General features: G+C 59.1%; 13 protein-coding genes. 11 read left to right on the forward strand and 2 right to left on the reverse strand.

Annotated elements, in window-relative coordinates; translation table 11 throughout:
• Nucleotides 1-335: 335 nt before the first annotated feature.
• The 11 genes from VY732_RS23675 to VY732_RS23725 all read left to right on the forward strand — a co-directional run bounded on the left by VY732_RS23675 (nucleotide 336) and on the right by VY732_RS23725 (nucleotide 13,203).
• Nucleotides 336-1,187 (forward strand): MIP/aquaporin family protein, encoded by an 852-nt coding sequence (locus VY732_RS23675; protein WP_331691890.1) that lies wholly within the window; start codon nucleotides 336-338, stop codon nucleotides 1,185-1,187.
• A 77-nt stretch (nucleotides 1,188-1,264) separates the two neighbouring features.
• Entirely contained in the window at nucleotides 1,265-2,767 is a 1,503-nt protein-coding gene (gene glpK / locus VY732_RS23680) for a glycerol kinase GlpK (RefSeq protein WP_077574371.1), read from the forward strand.
• A gap of 274 nt (nucleotides 2,768-3,041) precedes the next feature.
• The gene (locus VY732_RS23685) at nucleotides 3,042-3,797 is read left to right on the forward strand and encodes a DeoR/GlpR family transcriptional regulator (protein ID WP_007916700.1); all 756 of its coding nucleotides are present in this window, start codon (nucleotides 3,042-3,044) and stop codon (nucleotides 3,795-3,797) included.
• Between the two features lie 333 nt (nucleotides 3,798-4,130).
• Nucleotides 4,131-5,669 carry a glycerol-3-phosphate dehydrogenase gene (gene glpD / locus VY732_RS23690; RefSeq protein ID WP_331691891.1) on the forward strand — a complete coding sequence of 513 codons (1,539 nt, stop codon included), beginning with the start codon at nucleotides 4,131-4,133 and terminating at the stop codon, nucleotides 5,667-5,669.
• A gap of 519 nt (nucleotides 5,670-6,188) precedes the next feature.
• A complete protein-coding gene (locus VY732_RS23695) occupies nucleotides 6,189-7,115 on the forward strand; it encodes a glutamate/aspartate ABC transporter substrate-binding protein (RefSeq protein ID WP_277759105.1) in 927 nt (308 codons plus the stop codon).
• Between the two features lie 192 nt (nucleotides 7,116-7,307).
• The gene (locus VY732_RS23700; RefSeq protein WP_016986630.1) at nucleotides 7,308-8,054 is read left to right on the forward strand and encodes an amino acid ABC transporter permease; all 747 of its coding nucleotides are present in this window, start codon (nucleotides 7,308-7,310) and stop codon (nucleotides 8,052-8,054) included.
• On the forward strand, nucleotides 8,054-8,725 hold the full coding sequence (locus VY732_RS23705; RefSeq protein WP_003227756.1) for an amino acid ABC transporter permease: 672 nt from the start codon (nucleotides 8,054-8,056) through the stop codon (nucleotides 8,723-8,725). Before VY732_RS23700 ends, VY732_RS23705 begins: the two co-directional genes overlap by 1 nt.
• Nucleotides 8,722-9,456 (forward strand): amino acid ABC transporter ATP-binding protein, encoded by a 735-nt coding sequence (locus VY732_RS23710; protein WP_007963947.1) that lies wholly within the window; start codon nucleotides 8,722-8,724, stop codon nucleotides 9,454-9,456. The genes VY732_RS23705 and VY732_RS23710 overlap by 4 nt, the downstream gene beginning before the upstream one ends.
• Before the next feature lie 170 nt (nucleotides 9,457-9,626).
• A complete protein-coding gene (locus VY732_RS23715) occupies nucleotides 9,627-11,528 on the forward strand; it encodes a sensor histidine kinase (RefSeq protein ID WP_331691896.1) in 1,902 nt (633 codons plus the stop codon).
• The gene (locus VY732_RS23720) at nucleotides 11,525-12,853 is read left to right on the forward strand and encodes a sigma-54-dependent transcriptional regulator (RefSeq protein WP_077574375.1); all 1,329 of its coding nucleotides are present in this window, start codon (nucleotides 11,525-11,527) and stop codon (nucleotides 12,851-12,853) included. Before VY732_RS23715 ends, VY732_RS23720 begins: the two co-directional genes overlap by 4 nt.
• 11 nt (nucleotides 12,854-12,864) lie before the next feature.
• Complete coding sequence (locus tag VY732_RS23725; protein WP_137219177.1) at nucleotides 12,865-13,203, forward strand: GlpM family protein; 339 nt, start codon at nucleotides 12,865-12,867, stop codon at nucleotides 13,201-13,203.
• Between the two features lie 587 nt (nucleotides 13,204-13,790).
• Here the strand turns inward: VY732_RS23725 and VY732_RS23730 are convergent.
• The gene (locus tag VY732_RS23730) at nucleotides 13,791-14,456 is read right to left on the reverse strand and encodes a DsbA family oxidoreductase (protein WP_331691897.1); all 666 of its coding nucleotides are present in this window, start codon (nucleotides 14,454-14,456) and stop codon (nucleotides 13,791-13,793) included.
• A gap of 176 nt (nucleotides 14,457-14,632) precedes the next feature.
• On the reverse strand, nucleotides 14,633-15,667 hold the full coding sequence (locus VY732_RS23735) for an alpha/beta fold hydrolase (RefSeq protein ID WP_331691898.1): 1,035 nt from the start codon (nucleotides 15,665-15,667) through the stop codon (nucleotides 14,633-14,635).
• Between the last annotated feature and the right edge of the window lie 52 nt (nucleotides 15,668-15,719).

Consider the following 15,719-nt stretch of genomic DNA (forward strand, 5'->3'; position numbering starts at 1 on the left):
AAAACACTGTGCCGGATTCTAGGTGATCAGCCCCTAAAAGGCTCTATCCCAAGCCACGATTCCCGTGGCTTACAGACTTTTCGAGCGCACGGCACTGCAGCGACGGCAGAGGATCATTCACACAACGAATAGTTTTATTGTGACCGATGGTTCACTTTCGACCTTTGACAGGTTTGTTTCTTGTCTATATTTTTTCGAATCTGAATAATGTAAGAATTATCGTCATCGCAGCACCCAGCAGTAAACCGGGAAAGGAATGGGGATTCCTGACCGGGGAAAATCGCGCCCTGCCCTGACGGCATCGCGCCAGACAACAACAAAAACCGAGGTTTTCAATGACAACTGCTTTACAGCAACCAACGCTCTCGAGCCAATGCATGGCCGAGTTTCTGGGTACTGCCCTGCTGATCTTTTTCGGCACTGGTTGTGTCGCCGCGCTCAAAGTCGCGGGCGCCAGCTTCGGCCTGTGGGAAATCAGCATCATCTGGGGCGTCGGCGTGAGCATGGCGATCTACCTCACCGCGGGTGTTTCCGGTGCGCACCTGAACCCGGCCGTGAGCATCGCGCTGACGATCTTCGCCGACTTCGAAAAGCGCAAACTGCCGTTCTATATTCTTGCCCAGATCGCTGGCGCCTTCTGCGGCGCGCTGCTGGTTTACACGCTGTACAGCAACCTGTTCTTCGATTACGAACAAACTCACCAAATGGTTCGTGGCTCGACCGCCAGCCTTGAGTTGGCGTCGGTGTTCTCGACCTTCCCGAATCCGGTGCTGTCGACTGCTCAGGCATTTCTGGTCGAGATGATCATCACCGCGATCCTGATGGGCGTGATCATGTCGCTGACCGACGATAACAATGGCCTGCCAAAAGGCCCATTGGCGCCGCTGCTGATCGGCTTGCTGATCGCGGTGATCGGCAGTTCCATGGGCCCGCTGACCGGTTTTGCGATGAACCCGGCGCGTGACTTCGGTCCGAAACTGATGACTTTCTTTACCGGCTGGGGTGAAATTTCCTTCACTGGCGGTCGCGATATTCCGTACTTCCTGATTCCGATTTTTGCACCGATTGTCGGTGCCTGCCTCGGCGCTGCCGGGTACCGCGGGCTTATCGCCCGTCACCTGACCGGCGCCACACCTGCTACAAAGGATGCAGAACCGGCCATTGACGGCAAACCAAGAACTTCTTGAAACAGTCGGCGCCGGCTCCTGCCCTATAGAGCCTGCGCCACGGCCCACTCTCCCTTATTTCGTCCAAGGCAATCGACATGACCGACATTCAGAATAAGAACTACATCATTGCCCTCGATCAGGGTACGACCAGCTCCCGCGCGATCATTTTCGACCGCGATGCGAACGTGGTCTGCACCGCGCAGCGCGAATTCGCTCAGCATTACCCGCAGGCCGGTTGGGTCGAACACGACCCGATGGAAATCTTCGCCACCCAGAGCGCTGTGATGGTTGAGGCCTTGGCTCAGGCCGGTCTGCACCACGATCAGGTCGCTGCCATCGGTATCACCAACCAGCGCGAAACCACCGTGGTCTGGGACAAGACCACCGGCCGTCCGGTGTACAACGCCATCGTCTGGCAGTGCCGCCGCAGCACCGAGATCTGCCAGCAGCTCAAGCGCGACGGTCACGAAGAGTACATCCGCGATAACACCGGTCTGGTCACCGACCCGTACTTCTCCGGCACCAAACTGAAGTGGATCCTCGACAACGTCGAAGGCAGCCGCGAGCGTGCGCGCAATGGCGAACTGCTGTTCGGCACCGTCGATAGCTGGCTGATCTGGAAGTTCACCGGCGGCAAAGTACACGTCACCGACTACACCAACGCCTCGCGCACCATGCTCTTCAACATTCACTCGCTGGAGTGGGATTCGAAGATGCTGGAGATCCTCGACATCCCGCGTGAAATGCTCCCGGAAGTGAAGGCTTCTTCGGAAATCTACGGTCGCACCAAGAGCGGCATCGCCATCGGTGGTATCGCCGGCGACCAGCAAGCCGCCCTGTTCGGCCAGATGTGCGTGGAGCCAGGCCAGGCGAAAAACACCTACGGCACCGGCTGTTTCCTGCTGATGAACACCGGCGACAAAGCGGTGAAATCCCAGCACGGCATGCTCACCACCATCGCTTGCGGCCCGCGTGGCGAAGTCGCTTATGCGCTGGAAGGTGCGGTGTTCAACGGCGGTTCCACCGTGCAATGGCTGCGTGATGAACTGAAAATCATCAACGACGCCCACGACACCGAATACTTCGCCAATAAAGTGAAGGACAGCAACGGCGTGTACCTGGTGCCGGCGTTTACCGGTCTGGGCGCTCCGTACTGGGACCCGTATGCCCGTGGCGCGCTGTTCGGCCTGACTCGCGGTGTTCGCGTCGATCACATCATCCGCGCCGCACTGGAATCGATCGCCTACCAGACCCGCGACGTGCTCGACGCCATGCAACAGGACTCCGGCGAACGCCTCAAAGCCCTGCGCGTGGACGGCGGCGCGGTGGCGAACAACTTCCTCATGCAGTTCCAGGCCGACATCCTCGGCACGCAGGTCGAGCGTCCGCAAATGCGTGAAACCACAGCGCTTGGCGCAGCGTATCTGGCCGGTCTGGCGTGTGGTTTCTGGGGCAGCCTGGAAGAACTGCGCGGCAAAGCGGTGATCGAGCGCGAGTTCGAGCCGAGCCTCGACGAAACGGAGAAAGAGAAACTCTATAAAGGCTGGAAAAAAGCCGTCAGTCGTACCCGTGATTGGGCGCGTGAAGACGCTGAATAAGCCAACCTTAGGACTGGCTAAAGCGGTCCAAACAGCGTGAAAGCGTAGCGAGCGAAGGCAAGCCAAGGCAAAAACAGGCGAGGACCGGCTGGGGTCGCACTCGACTTTACGGGTTTGTAAATGAGCAGTCCGAGCCTGTTTTTAACGCAGGATGGCTTGCGTAACGCCGTAGGCGCCCAGCACGAAGTAGCTTTCACGTTGTTTGGAAACTGGTCGGGAGCGGATTCCTGCGTCATCATGGGCAAATTTTGCACGGCAGCCCAAAGGAAGCCCCATGAATCTGCCTCCCCGTCAGCAGCAAATCCTCGAACTGGTCCGCGAACGCGGCTATGTGAGCATCGAGGAAATGGCCACGCTGTTCGTTGTTACCCCGCAAACCATCCGCCGCGACATCAATCAGCTCGCGGAAGCCAATCTGCTCCGCCGTTATCATGGCGGTGCCGCCTATGATTCCAGCGTTGAAAACACTGCCTATGCGATGCGCGCCGATCAGATGCGCGATGAAAAACAACGCATCGGTGAAGCCATCGCCGCACAGATTCCCGATCACGCCTCGCTGTTCATCAACATCGGCACGACCACCGAATCGATTGCCCGCGCCCTGCTCAATCACAATCACCTGAAAATCATCACCAACAACCTGCACGTAGCGTCGATGCTCAGTGCCAAGGATGATTTCGATGTGCTGCTGACCGGCGGCAATGTCCGTCGTGACGGCGGTGTGGTCGGTCAGGCGAGCGTGGATTTCATCAATCAGTTCAAGGTTGATTTCGCCCTGGTCGGGATTAGCGGGATCGATGAAGACGGCAGCTTGCTGGATTTTGATTATCAGGAAGTGCGGGTTTCGCAGGCAATCATTGCCAATGCGCGGCAGGTGATTCTGGCGGCGGATTCGAGCAAGTTCGGGCGTAACGCGATGATTCGCCTCGGCCCGATCAGCCTGATCGATTGCCTGGTGACCGATCAGCAGCCGGTGCCGGCGCTGGCGCAGTTGTTGAGTCAGCACAAGATTCGCTTGGAGGTCGTTTAACTACCCTTCTCTTCATTGTCTGTACTGACGCCTTCGCGAGCAGGCTCGCTCCCACAGAGATACGAGCCAATCACAAGATTTGTGAGTCTTCCACCCACTGTGGGAGCGAGCCTGCTCCGGGCGGCGATCCGACGAAAACAATCGATCAAACAACACGTCTTCTGCGCCCTTGCGCGCATTTAATGTTCGAAAATTTTCTTTTAGCCGCCCTTCGATGAGTTTTTTCAATCGAATGCGACTGGCTGCGCGCGTCTTTATGGGCTACCATTTTCGCAAATGAACATTCATGTTCGATTTCCAATATAGAAAATCAAAAGAACCCGAGGCCAGCCGATGTCCACCTCTACCTTGCGTACGCCCCCAATCTCCGAGATCTACGACATCGCCGTTATCGGCGGCGGGATCAATGGCGTGGGGATCGCAGCGGATGCCGCCGGTCGCGGGCTTTCGGTGTTCCTTTGTGAAAAAGACGATCTGGCCAGCCACACCTCGTCGGCCAGCAGCAAGCTGATCCACGGCGGCCTGCGCTACCTCGAACATTACGAATTCCGTCTGGTGCGTGAAGCGCTGGCCGAACGCGAAGTGCTGCTGGCCAAGGCGCCGCACATCGTCAAGCCGATGCGCTTCGTGTTGCCACACCGTCCGCACCTGCGCCCGGCATGGATGATCCGGGCTGGCCTGTTCCTCTATGACAACCTCGGCAAGCGCGAAAAACTGCCAGGTTCGAAAAGCCTCAAGTTTGGTGCCGACAGCGCGCTGAAAAGCGAAATCAAGAAAGGCTTCGAATACTCCGACTGCTGGGTCGACGACGCCCGCCTCGTGGTTTTGAACGCCATGGCCGCCCGCGAAAAAGGCGCCCACGTGCACACCCAGACTCGCTGCGTCAGCGCCCGTCGCGCCAAAGGCCTGTGGCACCTGAATCTGGAACGTGCCGATGGCAGCCTGTTTTCGATCACTGCCAAAGCGCTGGTGAACGCCGCTGGCCCGTGGGTCGCCAAGTTCATTCGTGACGATCTGAAGATGGAATCGCCGTACGGCATCCGTCTGATTCAGGGCAGCCACATCATCGTGCCGAAGCTGTACGAAGGTGATCATGCACACATTCTGCAAAACGAAGATCAGCGCATCGTTTTCACCATTCCGTACCTGAACCACTTTACCCTGATCGGCACCACCGACCGTGAATACACCGGTGATCCGGCGAAAGTGGCCATCACCGAAGGTGAAACCGATTACCTGTTGAAAGTGGTCAACGCCCACTTCAAGCAGCAAGTCAGCCGCGACGACATCCAGCACAGCTACTCGGGCGTACGCCCACTGTGCAACGACGAATCCGACAACCCGTCGGCCGTCACCCGCGATTACACCCTGGCACTGTCCGGCAACACCGAAGAAGCGCCACTATTGTCGGTATTCGGCGGCAAGCTGACCACCTACCGCAAACTCGCCGAGTCGGCGATGGCGCAGTTGCTGCCGTTCTTCACCCAGATGCGCCCGAGCTGGACAGCCACCGCTACCCTGCCCGGCGGCGAAGACATGACCACGCCACAAGCCTTGTGCGCGCAGATTCGCGACAAGTTCGACTTCGTGCCGACCGAGATCGCTCGTCGCTGGTCCACCACTTACGGCAGCCGCACCTGGCGCATGCTTGAAGGGGTGGAAACCCTGGCCGACATGGGCGAACACCTCGGCGGCGGGCTCTACACTCGCGAAGTGGATTACCTGTGCAGCGAAGAGTGGGCGACTACGGCGCATGACATTCTGTGGCGTCGTAGCAAGCTGGGCCTTTTCACTACCCCGGCAGAGCAAGAGAAGCTTGCGGCGTATCTGGGCAAGGTCGAACAGAACCGTAGCAAGATCGAAGCGGCGTGATGTGAACATTGCTTAAACGAAGGCCCCTGAATTGAGAGATTCAGGGGCTTCTTGTTTTGTGGGTTCTGTTGAACCTGATTGTGTCAGTTAGATCTTTCCCCCTCACCCCAGCCCTCTCCCCCAAGGGGTAGAGGGGGAAGGGAGCCGATCGAGGTGCTCTGTAAAGCCTGAGTTCGACTCGGTATCTCAAGTCGGTGCATCTCACCCAGTCGCCGCGGTCAGCCCCCTCTCCCCCGGGAGAGGGCTAGGGTGAGGGGCTGTTGCTCGTTCGGTTTTCCGAACGCGACTTCCCGGTCGATTCGGTAAACCGGATCAGTTACGCCAAAACAAACCATCACAAAACTTTAATAACGTTATAAATCATAAAGTTAAGTACATCTCACTGGTCTGGCACGAGTCATGCTCTACACTCTCTCGACGAATGCTTGTTGTGCCAACACTTCAGGAGCCGTCAGGCATTCGAAGCACAAAAGGGCCGACGAACTGGCTCCATAAAAAAAACAATTCGAGGAAAATTTGATGCGCATCGTTCCCCATATCCTGGGCGCAGCCATTGCGGCCGCTCTGATCAGCACGCCAGTTTTCGCCGCCGAACTCACCGGCACCCTGAAGAAAATCAACGATTCGGGCACCATTACGCTCGCTCACCGTGACAGCTCCATTCCGTTTTCCTACATTGCCGATGCTTCCGGCAAACCCGTGGGCTACTCCCACGACATTCAAGTGGCCATCGTTGAAGCCCTGAAAAAAGACCTGAACAAGCCAGACCTGCAGGTCAAATACAACCTGGTGACCTCGCAAACCCGTATCCCGCTGATCCAGAACGGCACCGCGGATATCGAGTGCGGCTCCACCACCAACAATGCCGAACGCGCCCAGCAAGTCGACTTCACCGTCAACATCTTCGAAATCGGCACCCGTCTGCTGGTCAAGAAAGACAAGGATGGCAAGCCGTCCTACGCTGACTTTGCCGACCTGAAAGGCAAAAACGTCGTGACCACCGCCGGCACCACGTCCGAGCGCATCATCAAAGCGATGAACGCCGACAAGCAGATGGGCATGAACATCATCTCCGCCAAAGACCACGGCGAATCCTTCAACATGCTGGAAAGCGGCCGTGCCGTTGCCTTCATGATGGACGACGCCCTGCTGGCCGGTGAAGAAGCCAAGGCCAAGAAGCCGGACGACTGGGTCATCACCGGTACTCCACAGTCCTTCGAAGCCTATGCGTGCATGGTTCGCAAAGATGACCCGGCCTTCAAGAAGGCTGTCGATGACGCCATCGTCGCCCTGTACAAGTCTGGCGAGATCAACAAGATCTACAGCAAGTGGTTCGAAAGCCCGGTTCCACCAAAAGGCCTGAACCTGAACTTCCCGATGAGCGACAAGGTAAAAGATCTGATCGCCAACCCGAGCGACAAGCCGGCGCCTGACGTAAAAATCTGATTCCTGACTAACCTTATTGCCTGAGGGGGCCACTCTCCTCAGGCGTCTGTTACTACCTGCGGGCTGTACTGTGGAACACTCGACCTGGCGGTTTTCGAGCCGATCGCGTGTGCCTGACGTTCAACGTCAGGCGGGAAAGGATCTTCCCCAAGCGGGTGCTTGTACATCGATCGATCTCGAGGGGAGACCCTAATGAATTACAACTGGGACTGGGGCGTGTTCTTCAAGTCCACCGGCGTCGGCAGCGAGACTTATCTCGACTGGTACGTCACCGGTTTGGGCTGGACCATTGCCATCGCCATCGTGGCGTGGATCATCGCCTTGCTGCTGGGCTCCATTCTGGGCGTCATGCGCACGGTGCCAAACCGCATCGTATCGGGCATTGCCACCTGCTACGTCGAGCTGTTCCGTAACGTGCCGCTGCTGGTTCAGCTGTTCATCTGGTACTTCCTGGTACCCGACCTGCTGCCGCAAAACCTGCAGGACTGGTACAAACAGGACCTCAACCCGACCACCTCGGCTTACCTGAGCGTTGTCGTCTGTCTGGGTCTGTTTACCGCTGCCCGTGTCTGCGAACAAGTGCGTACCGGTATCCAGGCGCTGCCACGCGGCCAGGAATCCGCCGCCCGCGCCATGGGCTTCAAGCTGCCGCAGATCTACTGGAACGTGCTGCTGCCCCAGGCCTACCGCATCATCATTCCGCCGCTTACCTCGGAATTCCTCAACGTCTTCAAGAACTCCTCCGTGGCGTCCTTGATCGGCCTGATGGAACTGCTGGCGCAAACCAAACAGACCGCTGAGTTCTCGGCCAACCTGTTTGAAGCCTTCACCCTGGCCACGCTGATCTACTTCACCCTGAACATGAGCCTGATGTTGCTGATGCGCATGGTCGAGAAGAAAGTCGCGGTGCCCGGCCTGATCTCCGTGGGGGGTAAATAATGGACTTCGATTTCAGCGGCATCATCCCCGCTATCCCGGGCCTGTGGAACGGCATGGTCATGACCTTGCAGTTGATGGTCATGGGTGTGGTCGGCGGCATCGTGCTGGGGACGATCCTGGCGCTGATGCGCCTGTCGTCGAGCAAATTGCTGTCCCGCGTGGCCGGCGCTTATGTGAACTACTTCCGTTCGATTCCGCTGCTGTTGGTGATCACCTGGTTCTACCTGGCGGTGCCGTTCGTGCTGCGCTGGATCACCGGTGAAGACACGCCGATCGGTGCGTTCACCTCCTGCGTCGTGGCCTTCATGATGTTCGAAGCCGCGTACTTCTGCGAAATCGTCCGGGCCGGTGTGCAGTCGATCCCCAAAGGCCAGATGGCCGCCGCGCAGGCGATGGGCATGACCTATGGCCAGACCATGCGTCTGATCATCCTGCCCCAGGCGTTCCGCAAGATGACGCCGTTGCTGCTGCAACAGTCGATCATCCTGTTCCAGGACACCTCGCTGGTTTACACCGTGGGCCTGGTGGACTTCCTCAACTCCGCCCGCTCCAGCGGCGACATCATCGGTCGTTCCAACGAGTTCCTGATCTTCGCCGGTGTCGTCTACTTCATCATCAGCTTTTCCGCCTCGCTGCTGGTCAAGCGTCTGCAAAAAAGGTTTGCCGTATGATCTCTATCAAGAACATCAACAAGTGGTATGGCGACTTCCAGGTGCTGACTGATTGCAGCACCGAGGTCAAAAAAGGCGAAGTGATCGTGGTCTGCGGCCCGTCGGGTTCCGGCAAATCGACCCTGATCAAATGCGTCAACGCGCTGGAACCGTTCCAGAAAGGCGACATCGTCGTCGACGGCACGTCGATTGCCGACTCGAAGACCAACCTGCCGAAACTGCGTTCGCGCGTCGGCATGGTGTTCCAGCATTTCGAGCTGTTCCCGCACCTGACCATCACCGAAAACCTGACCATCGCGCAGATCAAGGTGCTGGGCCGGAGCAAGGAAGAGGCGACCAAGAAAGGTCTGCAACTGCTCGAGCGCGTCGGTCTGTCGGCGCACGCCCACAAGCACCCGGGGCAATTGTCCGGTGGTCAGCAACAGCGTGTGGCGATTGCCCGTGCGCTGGCGATGGACCCGATCGTCATGCTGTTCGACGAACCGACTTCGGCGCTCGACCCGGAGATGGTTAACGAAGTGCTCGACGTGATGGTGCAACTGGCCCACGAAGGCATGACCATGATGTGCGTAACCCACGAAATGGGCTTTGCGCGCAAAGTGGCTGATCGCGTGATCTTCATGGACGCCGGCAAGATCATCGAGGACTGCCCGAAAGAGGAATTCTTCGGCGACATCAGTGCCCGCTCGGAACGCGCGCAGCACTTCCTCGAGAAAATCCTGCAGCACTAAAACCGAGTACTTGCGCCATCACATTGATCCCTGTGGGAGCGAGCTTGCTCGCGAAAGCGGACTGACATTCAACATTGATGTTGGCTGATCCGACCTCTTCGCGAGCAAGCTCGCTCCCACAGGGACAGCGGTGAGCCTGCAAGTGTGGTGGTTGACCCAAGGCAACTGTGATGAAATGCGACCCCAATCTCTATCGCGCCGCGCCGCCATCACTTGCCGTGAAGCCTCGTCTGATTCGTCATTTGTTCCTGCCGCCACTGATCATCGCCCTGATGATCGGGTTGGGTTTTATCGGCTTCTGGACCAGTGAACATTTCGGCATTCGCAGCCTCGGCGAAAATGGCCAGCGCCAGCTGGAACTGCACGCCCGCGCGGTCGAAAGCGAGATCAGCAAATACACCTACCTGCCCAGCCTGCTGGAACTCGAAACCAGTGTGTCGCAGCTGCTGGCCGACCCGACCCCGGAGCACCGGCAAAAGGTCAACGATTACCTTGAAGGCCTGAACCGGCGCAGCCGCAGTCGGGCCATCTACGTCATGGACACCACCGGACGCGTCATGGCCACCAGCAACTGGCGCGATGTCGACAGTTACCTCGGTGAAGACCTGTCCTTTCGCGCCTACTTCCAGAGAGCCATCCGTGGCGAACCCGGGCGTTTCTACGGCATCGGCAGCACCAACGGCGAACCCGGTTACTACCTCGCTCATGGCCTCGAAGAGCACGGCAAGATCATTGGCGTCGCCGTGGTCAAGGTGCGCCTGGAAGCCATGGAAGAACGCTGGCAACGCGCGCGTCTGGAAGCGTTCGTCAGCGATGAGAACGGCATCATCATTCTCTCCAGCGATCCGGCCCGGCGCCTGAAAGCAGTGATTCCGCTGAGTGAAGCCACCAAGGAAAAACTCGCCCGCAGCCTGCAGTACTACTGGTTCCCGCTCAACGAGCTGCAACCTCTGGCGCGCGAAACCTTGTCCGAGGGCGTAGAAAAACTCACCTTCCCGGCCAACAGCGAAGTGCAGTCCGGCGAGGACGACATCAGCTATCTGGCGCAAACCCGACCGCTGAGCGACACGCCGTGGAATTTCACCCTGCTTACGCCGTTGCAGGACCTGCGCCGCGAAGCGATCAACCAAGGCATTCTCGTCGCCGTCGCGTTCGCGCTGGTGGCCTTCCTGCTGATCGCCTGGAACGAACGGCGCAAGGTCATCGCCACCCGCCTCGCGGCCCGCGAAGCCTTGCAGGAAGCCAACAATCAACTGGAGCGTCGGATTACCGAACGCACCACCGACCTGCGCGCCAGCAACGAACGGCTGAAGAGCCAGATCCGCGAACGCCGTCAGGCCGAAGAGACCCTGCGGCGTGCGCAGGATGAGCTGGTGCAGGCCGGAAAACTCGCTGCTATTGGCCAAATGTCGACCAGCATCGCCCACGAATTGAACCAACCGCTGGCGGCGATGCGCACGCTGTCGGGCAACACCGTACGCTTTCTCGAGCGCGGTCAGCTGGATGTGGCCAGCACCAACCTGAAAACCATCAACGATCTGATCGACCGCATGGGCCGGATCACCGCCAGCCTGCGTTCGTTCGCCCGGCGCGGTGACAACAAGGGTCAGGCCAGCCTCGGCAAAGCGGTCGATGCCGCCTTGCAAGTGCTGGGCGCCCGGGTGGAAACCTCGGCGCTGAACGTGCATCGTCAGTTCATCGACGTGCAAGTGCAGATCGACCAGACCCGCCTCGAACAGATTCTGGTCAACCTGATCGGCAACGCCCTCGACGCCATGCAGGCGCAGCCCCAGCCCGAACTGTGGCTGGAGGGCGAAGAGTTCAACGCCAAGTATCGCCTGCGCGTACGCGACAACGGCCACGGCATCGACGCCGAAGCGCGCAAGCATCTGTTCGAGCCGTTCTTCACCACCAAGCCCGGCGAACAAGGCCTGGGCCTTGGTTTGACCCTTTCCGCCAGCCTCGCCGCTGCCACCGGCGGGCATCTGGGTGTCGAACACCCGGCCAGCGGCGGCTCCACCTTCGTCCTCAGTTTACCGTTGGTAAGCCCTACTCATGCCGAGCCAATATGAACCACGACCTTAGTGTGCTGATCGTCGAAGACGACCCCCATGTGCTGCTCGGCTGCCAACAGGCGCTGACCCTCGAAGACATTCCCTGCGTCGGCGTCGGCAGTGCCGAGGAAGCGCTGGAGCGTGTCGGCGACAATTTCGCCGGCATCGTCATCAGCGACATTCGCCTGCCGGGCATCGATGGCCTGGAACTGCTGACCCGCCTAAAGCAACGCGATCGCAGTCTGCCGGTGGTGTTGATCACCGGCCACGGCGACATTTCCATGGCCGTCGGCGCGATGCAGAAAGGCGCCTACGACTTCATGGAAAAACCGTTCTCGCCGGAGCGTCTGGTGGATGTCGCGCGACGGGCGCTGGAGCAACGCAGTCTGGCTCGCGAAGTGTCGTCGCTGCGCCGGCAACTGGCCGAGCGTGATTCCCTTGAGGGGCGGATCATCGGCCGCTCGCCGGCGATGCAGAACCTGCGCGAACTGATCGCCAACGTCGCCGACACTTCGGCCAACGTGTTGATCGAAGGCGAAACCGGCACCGGTAAAGAACTGGTCGCCCGTTGCCTGCACGACTTCAGTCGCCGCCACAGCAAACAATTTGTCGCGTTGAACTGCGGCGGCCTGCCGGAGAACCTCTTCGAAAGCGAGATTTTCGGCCACGAAGCCAACGCGTTTACGGGCGCCGGTAAACGCCGGATCGGCAAGATCGAACACGCCGACGGCGGCACATTGTTCCTCGACGAAGTGGAAAGCATGCCACTGCCGTTGCAGATCAAATTGCTGCGTGTGTTGCAGGAACGTACCCTCGAACGCCTCGGCTCGAACCAGAGCGTGGCGGTGGATTGCCGGGTGATCGCGGCGACCAAGTCCGACCTCGACGAGTCGAGCAAGGCTGGCGAGTTTCGCAGCGACTTGTACTACCGCCTCAACGTGGTGACGCTGGAACTACCGCCACTGCGCGAGCGCCGTGAAGACATTTTGCAACTGTTCGAGCACTTCACCCAGCAGTCGGCGCTGCGCTTTGATCGCGCGCTGCCGGAGCTGGATAACCAGACCCTGTCGAACCTGATGAGCCACGACTGGCCGGGCAACGTGCGCGAACTGCGCAACGTCGCCGAACGCTTCGCCCTTGGTCTGCCAGCGTTCAAGAAGTCCGGGGCCAACAGTGGCGGACAAGGGCTGGCGTTTGCCGAAGCGGTGGAAGCGTTCGAGCGCAACCTGCTCAGCGATGCCCTGCAACGCAGTGGCGGCAACCTGACTCAGGCCAGCCTGGAACTGGGCATGGCCAAGACCACGCTGTTCGACAAAGTGAAAAAATACGGTCTGAGCCATTAAGCGAGAACGATGTGGATCTGTTTTTCAAAGCCCTGTTGGGCGCCGCGGTAGTTCTGATCATCGCGGCGCTGTCGAAAACCAAAAACTACTACATCGCCGGATTGGTGCCGCTGTTTCCGACGTTTGCGCTGATTGCGCATTACATCGTTGGCAAAGGGCGTTCGATCGATGATCTGAAGACCACGATCGTGTTCGGCATGTGGTCGATCATTCCGTACTTCGTCTATCTGGCGACGTTGTATGTGATGGTTGATCGATTGCGGCTGGAGGCTTCGTTGGCGGTGGCGGCGGTGGCCTGGTTGATGGCCGCCACAGTGCTGGTCAGCGTTTGGGTGCGCATCCACAGCTAAGATCAAAATCTACCCTCACCCCAGCCCTCTCCCAGAGGGAGAGGGGGCCGACCGAGGTGTCTTGCGTCTGACATCGACCTGAAAAACCGAGTCGATTATGGATTCAGCAAAAGCACGTTCAGGTCGGCGTATCACTCCAGCATCCCCCAGTCAGTCCCCTCTCCCCCTGAGAGAGGGGCCGGCCGAGGTGTCGTTCAAGTGACATCGACCTGAAAAACCGAGTCGATTATGGATTCAGCGAAGCACGCTCAGGTCGGCGTATCACTCCAGCATCCCCCAATCAGTCCCCTCTCCCCTGAGAGAGGGGCCGACCGAGGTGTCGTTCAAGTGACATCACCCGAAAAACCGAGTCGATTATGGATTCAGCGAAGCACGCTCAGGTCGGCGTATCACTCCAGCATCCCCCAATCAGTCCCCTCTCCCCCTGAGAGAGAGGCCGACCGAGGTGTCGCTCAAGTGACATCACCCGAAAAACCGAGTCGATTATGGATTCTGCGAAGCACGCTCAGGTCGGCGTATCACTCCAGCATCCCCCAATCAGTCCCCTCTCCCTCTGGGAGAGGGCTAGGGTGAGGGGCTTTTGCTCTTTAGTTGACGATGCCACCCTTGGACTCGGCAATGATCTGCCGAATCGCTCCGACAAACGTTTCCACCGGCTGCCCGCCCGTCACCGCGTATTGCCCGTTGAACACCACGGTCGGCACCGAACTTACCCCGCGCTGCAGCCACAACTGCTCTTCTTCACGCACCTCATCGGCAAACTCGTCCGACGCCAGAACCGCCTCGGCACGCTGGCGATCCAGCCCGACACTTTCCGCAATCTGCACAAGCTGCCGAGGATCCGACGGATTACCGCCCTCACTGAAATAAGCCTTGAACAGTGCCTCTTTCAAGGCCAACTGCAAACCTTCAAGCCCGGCCCAGTGCAGCAAGCGATGCGCATCAAAAGTGTTGTAAATGCGGCTGTTGCCGTCGGTGCGAAAGGCAAACCCGAGTTCTGCACCACGAGCGCGGATCGCTTCGCGGTTCTTCTGCGACTGCTCCGGGGTTGAACCGTATTTCTCTTGAATATGCTCGGCGATGTTCTGCCCATCGGCGCCCATTTTCGGATTCAGTTCGAACGGCTGGAAATGGATCTCGGCCTGCACTTCGTTGCGCAAGATCTCCAGCGCCTGTAACAAACCACGCAAACCGACGACGCACCACGGGCAGGAGACGTCGCTGACAAAATCGATTTTCAAAGCGGAACTCATCACACACCTCGCGAGGGGAGATCGGGCGGGAAAGTTTGCACGATACACCCGGGCTGGGTTTTGTAGTGACTGTAACGACCCCTTCGCGAGCAAGCTCGCTCCCACAGGGGTACGCATTCCAAATGTGGGAGCGAGCTTGCTCGCGAAGGGGCCATAACAACACCGCCCACTTTTGGTTACAGCAGATTCCCGCCCACCACCGGCTCAATCTGCGCCCAATGCGAGGTGTCTTCACGATGCGCCTGCAAATACGGCAGCACCGCCGCCAGTAATGGCTCCTTGAACGCCTCTTGAAAGCGATGCGCCAGCCCCGGAATCAGCTTCAACTGACTGCCACGAATATGCGCCGCCAGATGCACGCCGTGCATCACCGGCAACAACGGGTCCGCTGTGCCATGCACCACCAGCGTCGGCACGCGCAATTGATTGAGCAACGCCACCCGACTCGGTTCGGCGAGGATCGCCATGATCTGCCGTTTCACGCCTTCGGGGTTGAACGCCCGGTCATACGACGCGGCTGCCTGCTGCAACAAGACCTGCCGATCATCGGTGACCGCCGGGCTGCCGAGTGCCGCGAGCAAATCCGCCTGTTGCTCCAGTGCCACCTGACGATTCGGTGCACCGCGTCGCGAGAGAAGTTGCACCAGCGCCGCACTCGGTGCCGGCAAGCCTTCGGCGCCAGACGTGGTCATGATCAACGTCAGGCTTTCGACCCGCTGTGGCGCCATCGCCGCCATGTGCTGGGCGATCATCCCGCCCATGCTCGCGCCCAGTACATGGAATTGCTCAACGTGCAAAGCGTCCATCAAACCCAGCGCGTCGTCCGCCATATCGGTCAGGCTGTACGGCGCCGCCACTGGCAAACCGAGCTTGTAACGCAGCACTTCGAAGGTCAGGTTGGCTTCAACCGGCGCCTGACGCCAGGTCGACAAGCCGACATCGCGGTTGTCGTAGCGAATCACCCGAAAGCCCTGCTGACACAACGCGACGACCACTTCGTCCGGCCAGTGGATCAACTGCCCGCCCAGGCCCATCACCAGCAGCAACGCCGGGTCCGACGCCCGACCAATGCTCTGATAAGCAATGCTGACTTGTTGCAGATCAGCGTGCTCAGTCGGCACGTTGACATCACAACGCGCTGCCGCCATCGACGGCGCACTGAACAAAAGCGCGGCCAACATGGCCGCGACGGATAAAAACACCTTGTGCATGAAAAACACCGAAACGCAGAACCCCAGTAGAGCGCGAGTCTGATGAAGTTTG

Origin of the sequence: Pseudomonas sp. ZY71 (genome assembly GCF_036542145.1) — a bacterium.
GTDB classification, from domain to species: domain Bacteria; phylum Pseudomonadota; class Gammaproteobacteria; order Pseudomonadales; family Pseudomonadaceae; genus Aquipseudomonas; species Aquipseudomonas koreensis_A.

Bases quoted from the DNA above. Each gene is read 5' to 3' on its own strand.
- VY732_RS23710 (WP_007963947.1), top strand. From the start codon at position 8,722: ATGATCTCTATCAAGAACATCAACAAGTGGTATGGCGACTTCCAGGTG.
- VY732_RS23675 (WP_331691890.1), top strand. From the start codon at position 336: ATGACAACTGCTTTACAGCAACCAACGCTCTCGAGCCAATGCATGGCC.
- VY732_RS23695 (WP_277759105.1), top strand. From the start codon at position 6,189: ATGCGCATCGTTCCCCATATCCTGGGCGCAGCCATTGCGGCCGCTCTG.
- VY732_RS23700 (WP_016986630.1), top strand. From the start codon at position 7,308: ATGAATTACAACTGGGACTGGGGCGTGTTCTTCAAGTCCACCGGCGTC.
- glpK (WP_077574371.1), top strand. From the start codon at position 1,265: ATGACCGACATTCAGAATAAGAACTACATCATTGCCCTCGATCAGGGT.
- VY732_RS23705 (WP_003227756.1), top strand. From the start codon at position 8,054: ATGGACTTCGATTTCAGCGGCATCATCCCCGCTATCCCGGGCCTGTGG.
- VY732_RS23730 (WP_331691897.1), bottom strand. From the start codon at position 14,456: ATGAGTTCCGCTTTGAAAATCGATTTTGTCAGCGACGTCTCCTGCCCG.
- glpD (WP_331691891.1), top strand. From the start codon at position 4,131: ATGTCCACCTCTACCTTGCGTACGCCCCCAATCTCCGAGATCTACGAC.
- VY732_RS23685 (WP_007916700.1), top strand. From the start codon at position 3,042: ATGAATCTGCCTCCCCGTCAGCAGCAAATCCTCGAACTGGTCCGCGAA.
- VY732_RS23715 (WP_331691896.1), top strand. From the start codon at position 9,627: ATGAAATGCGACCCCAATCTCTATCGCGCCGCGCCGCCATCACTTGCC.
- VY732_RS23735 (WP_331691898.1), bottom strand. From the start codon at position 15,667: ATGCACAAGGTGTTTTTATCCGTCGCGGCCATGTTGGCCGCGCTTTTG.
- VY732_RS23720 (WP_077574375.1), top strand. From the start codon at position 11,525: ATGAACCACGACCTTAGTGTGCTGATCGTCGAAGACGACCCCCATGTG.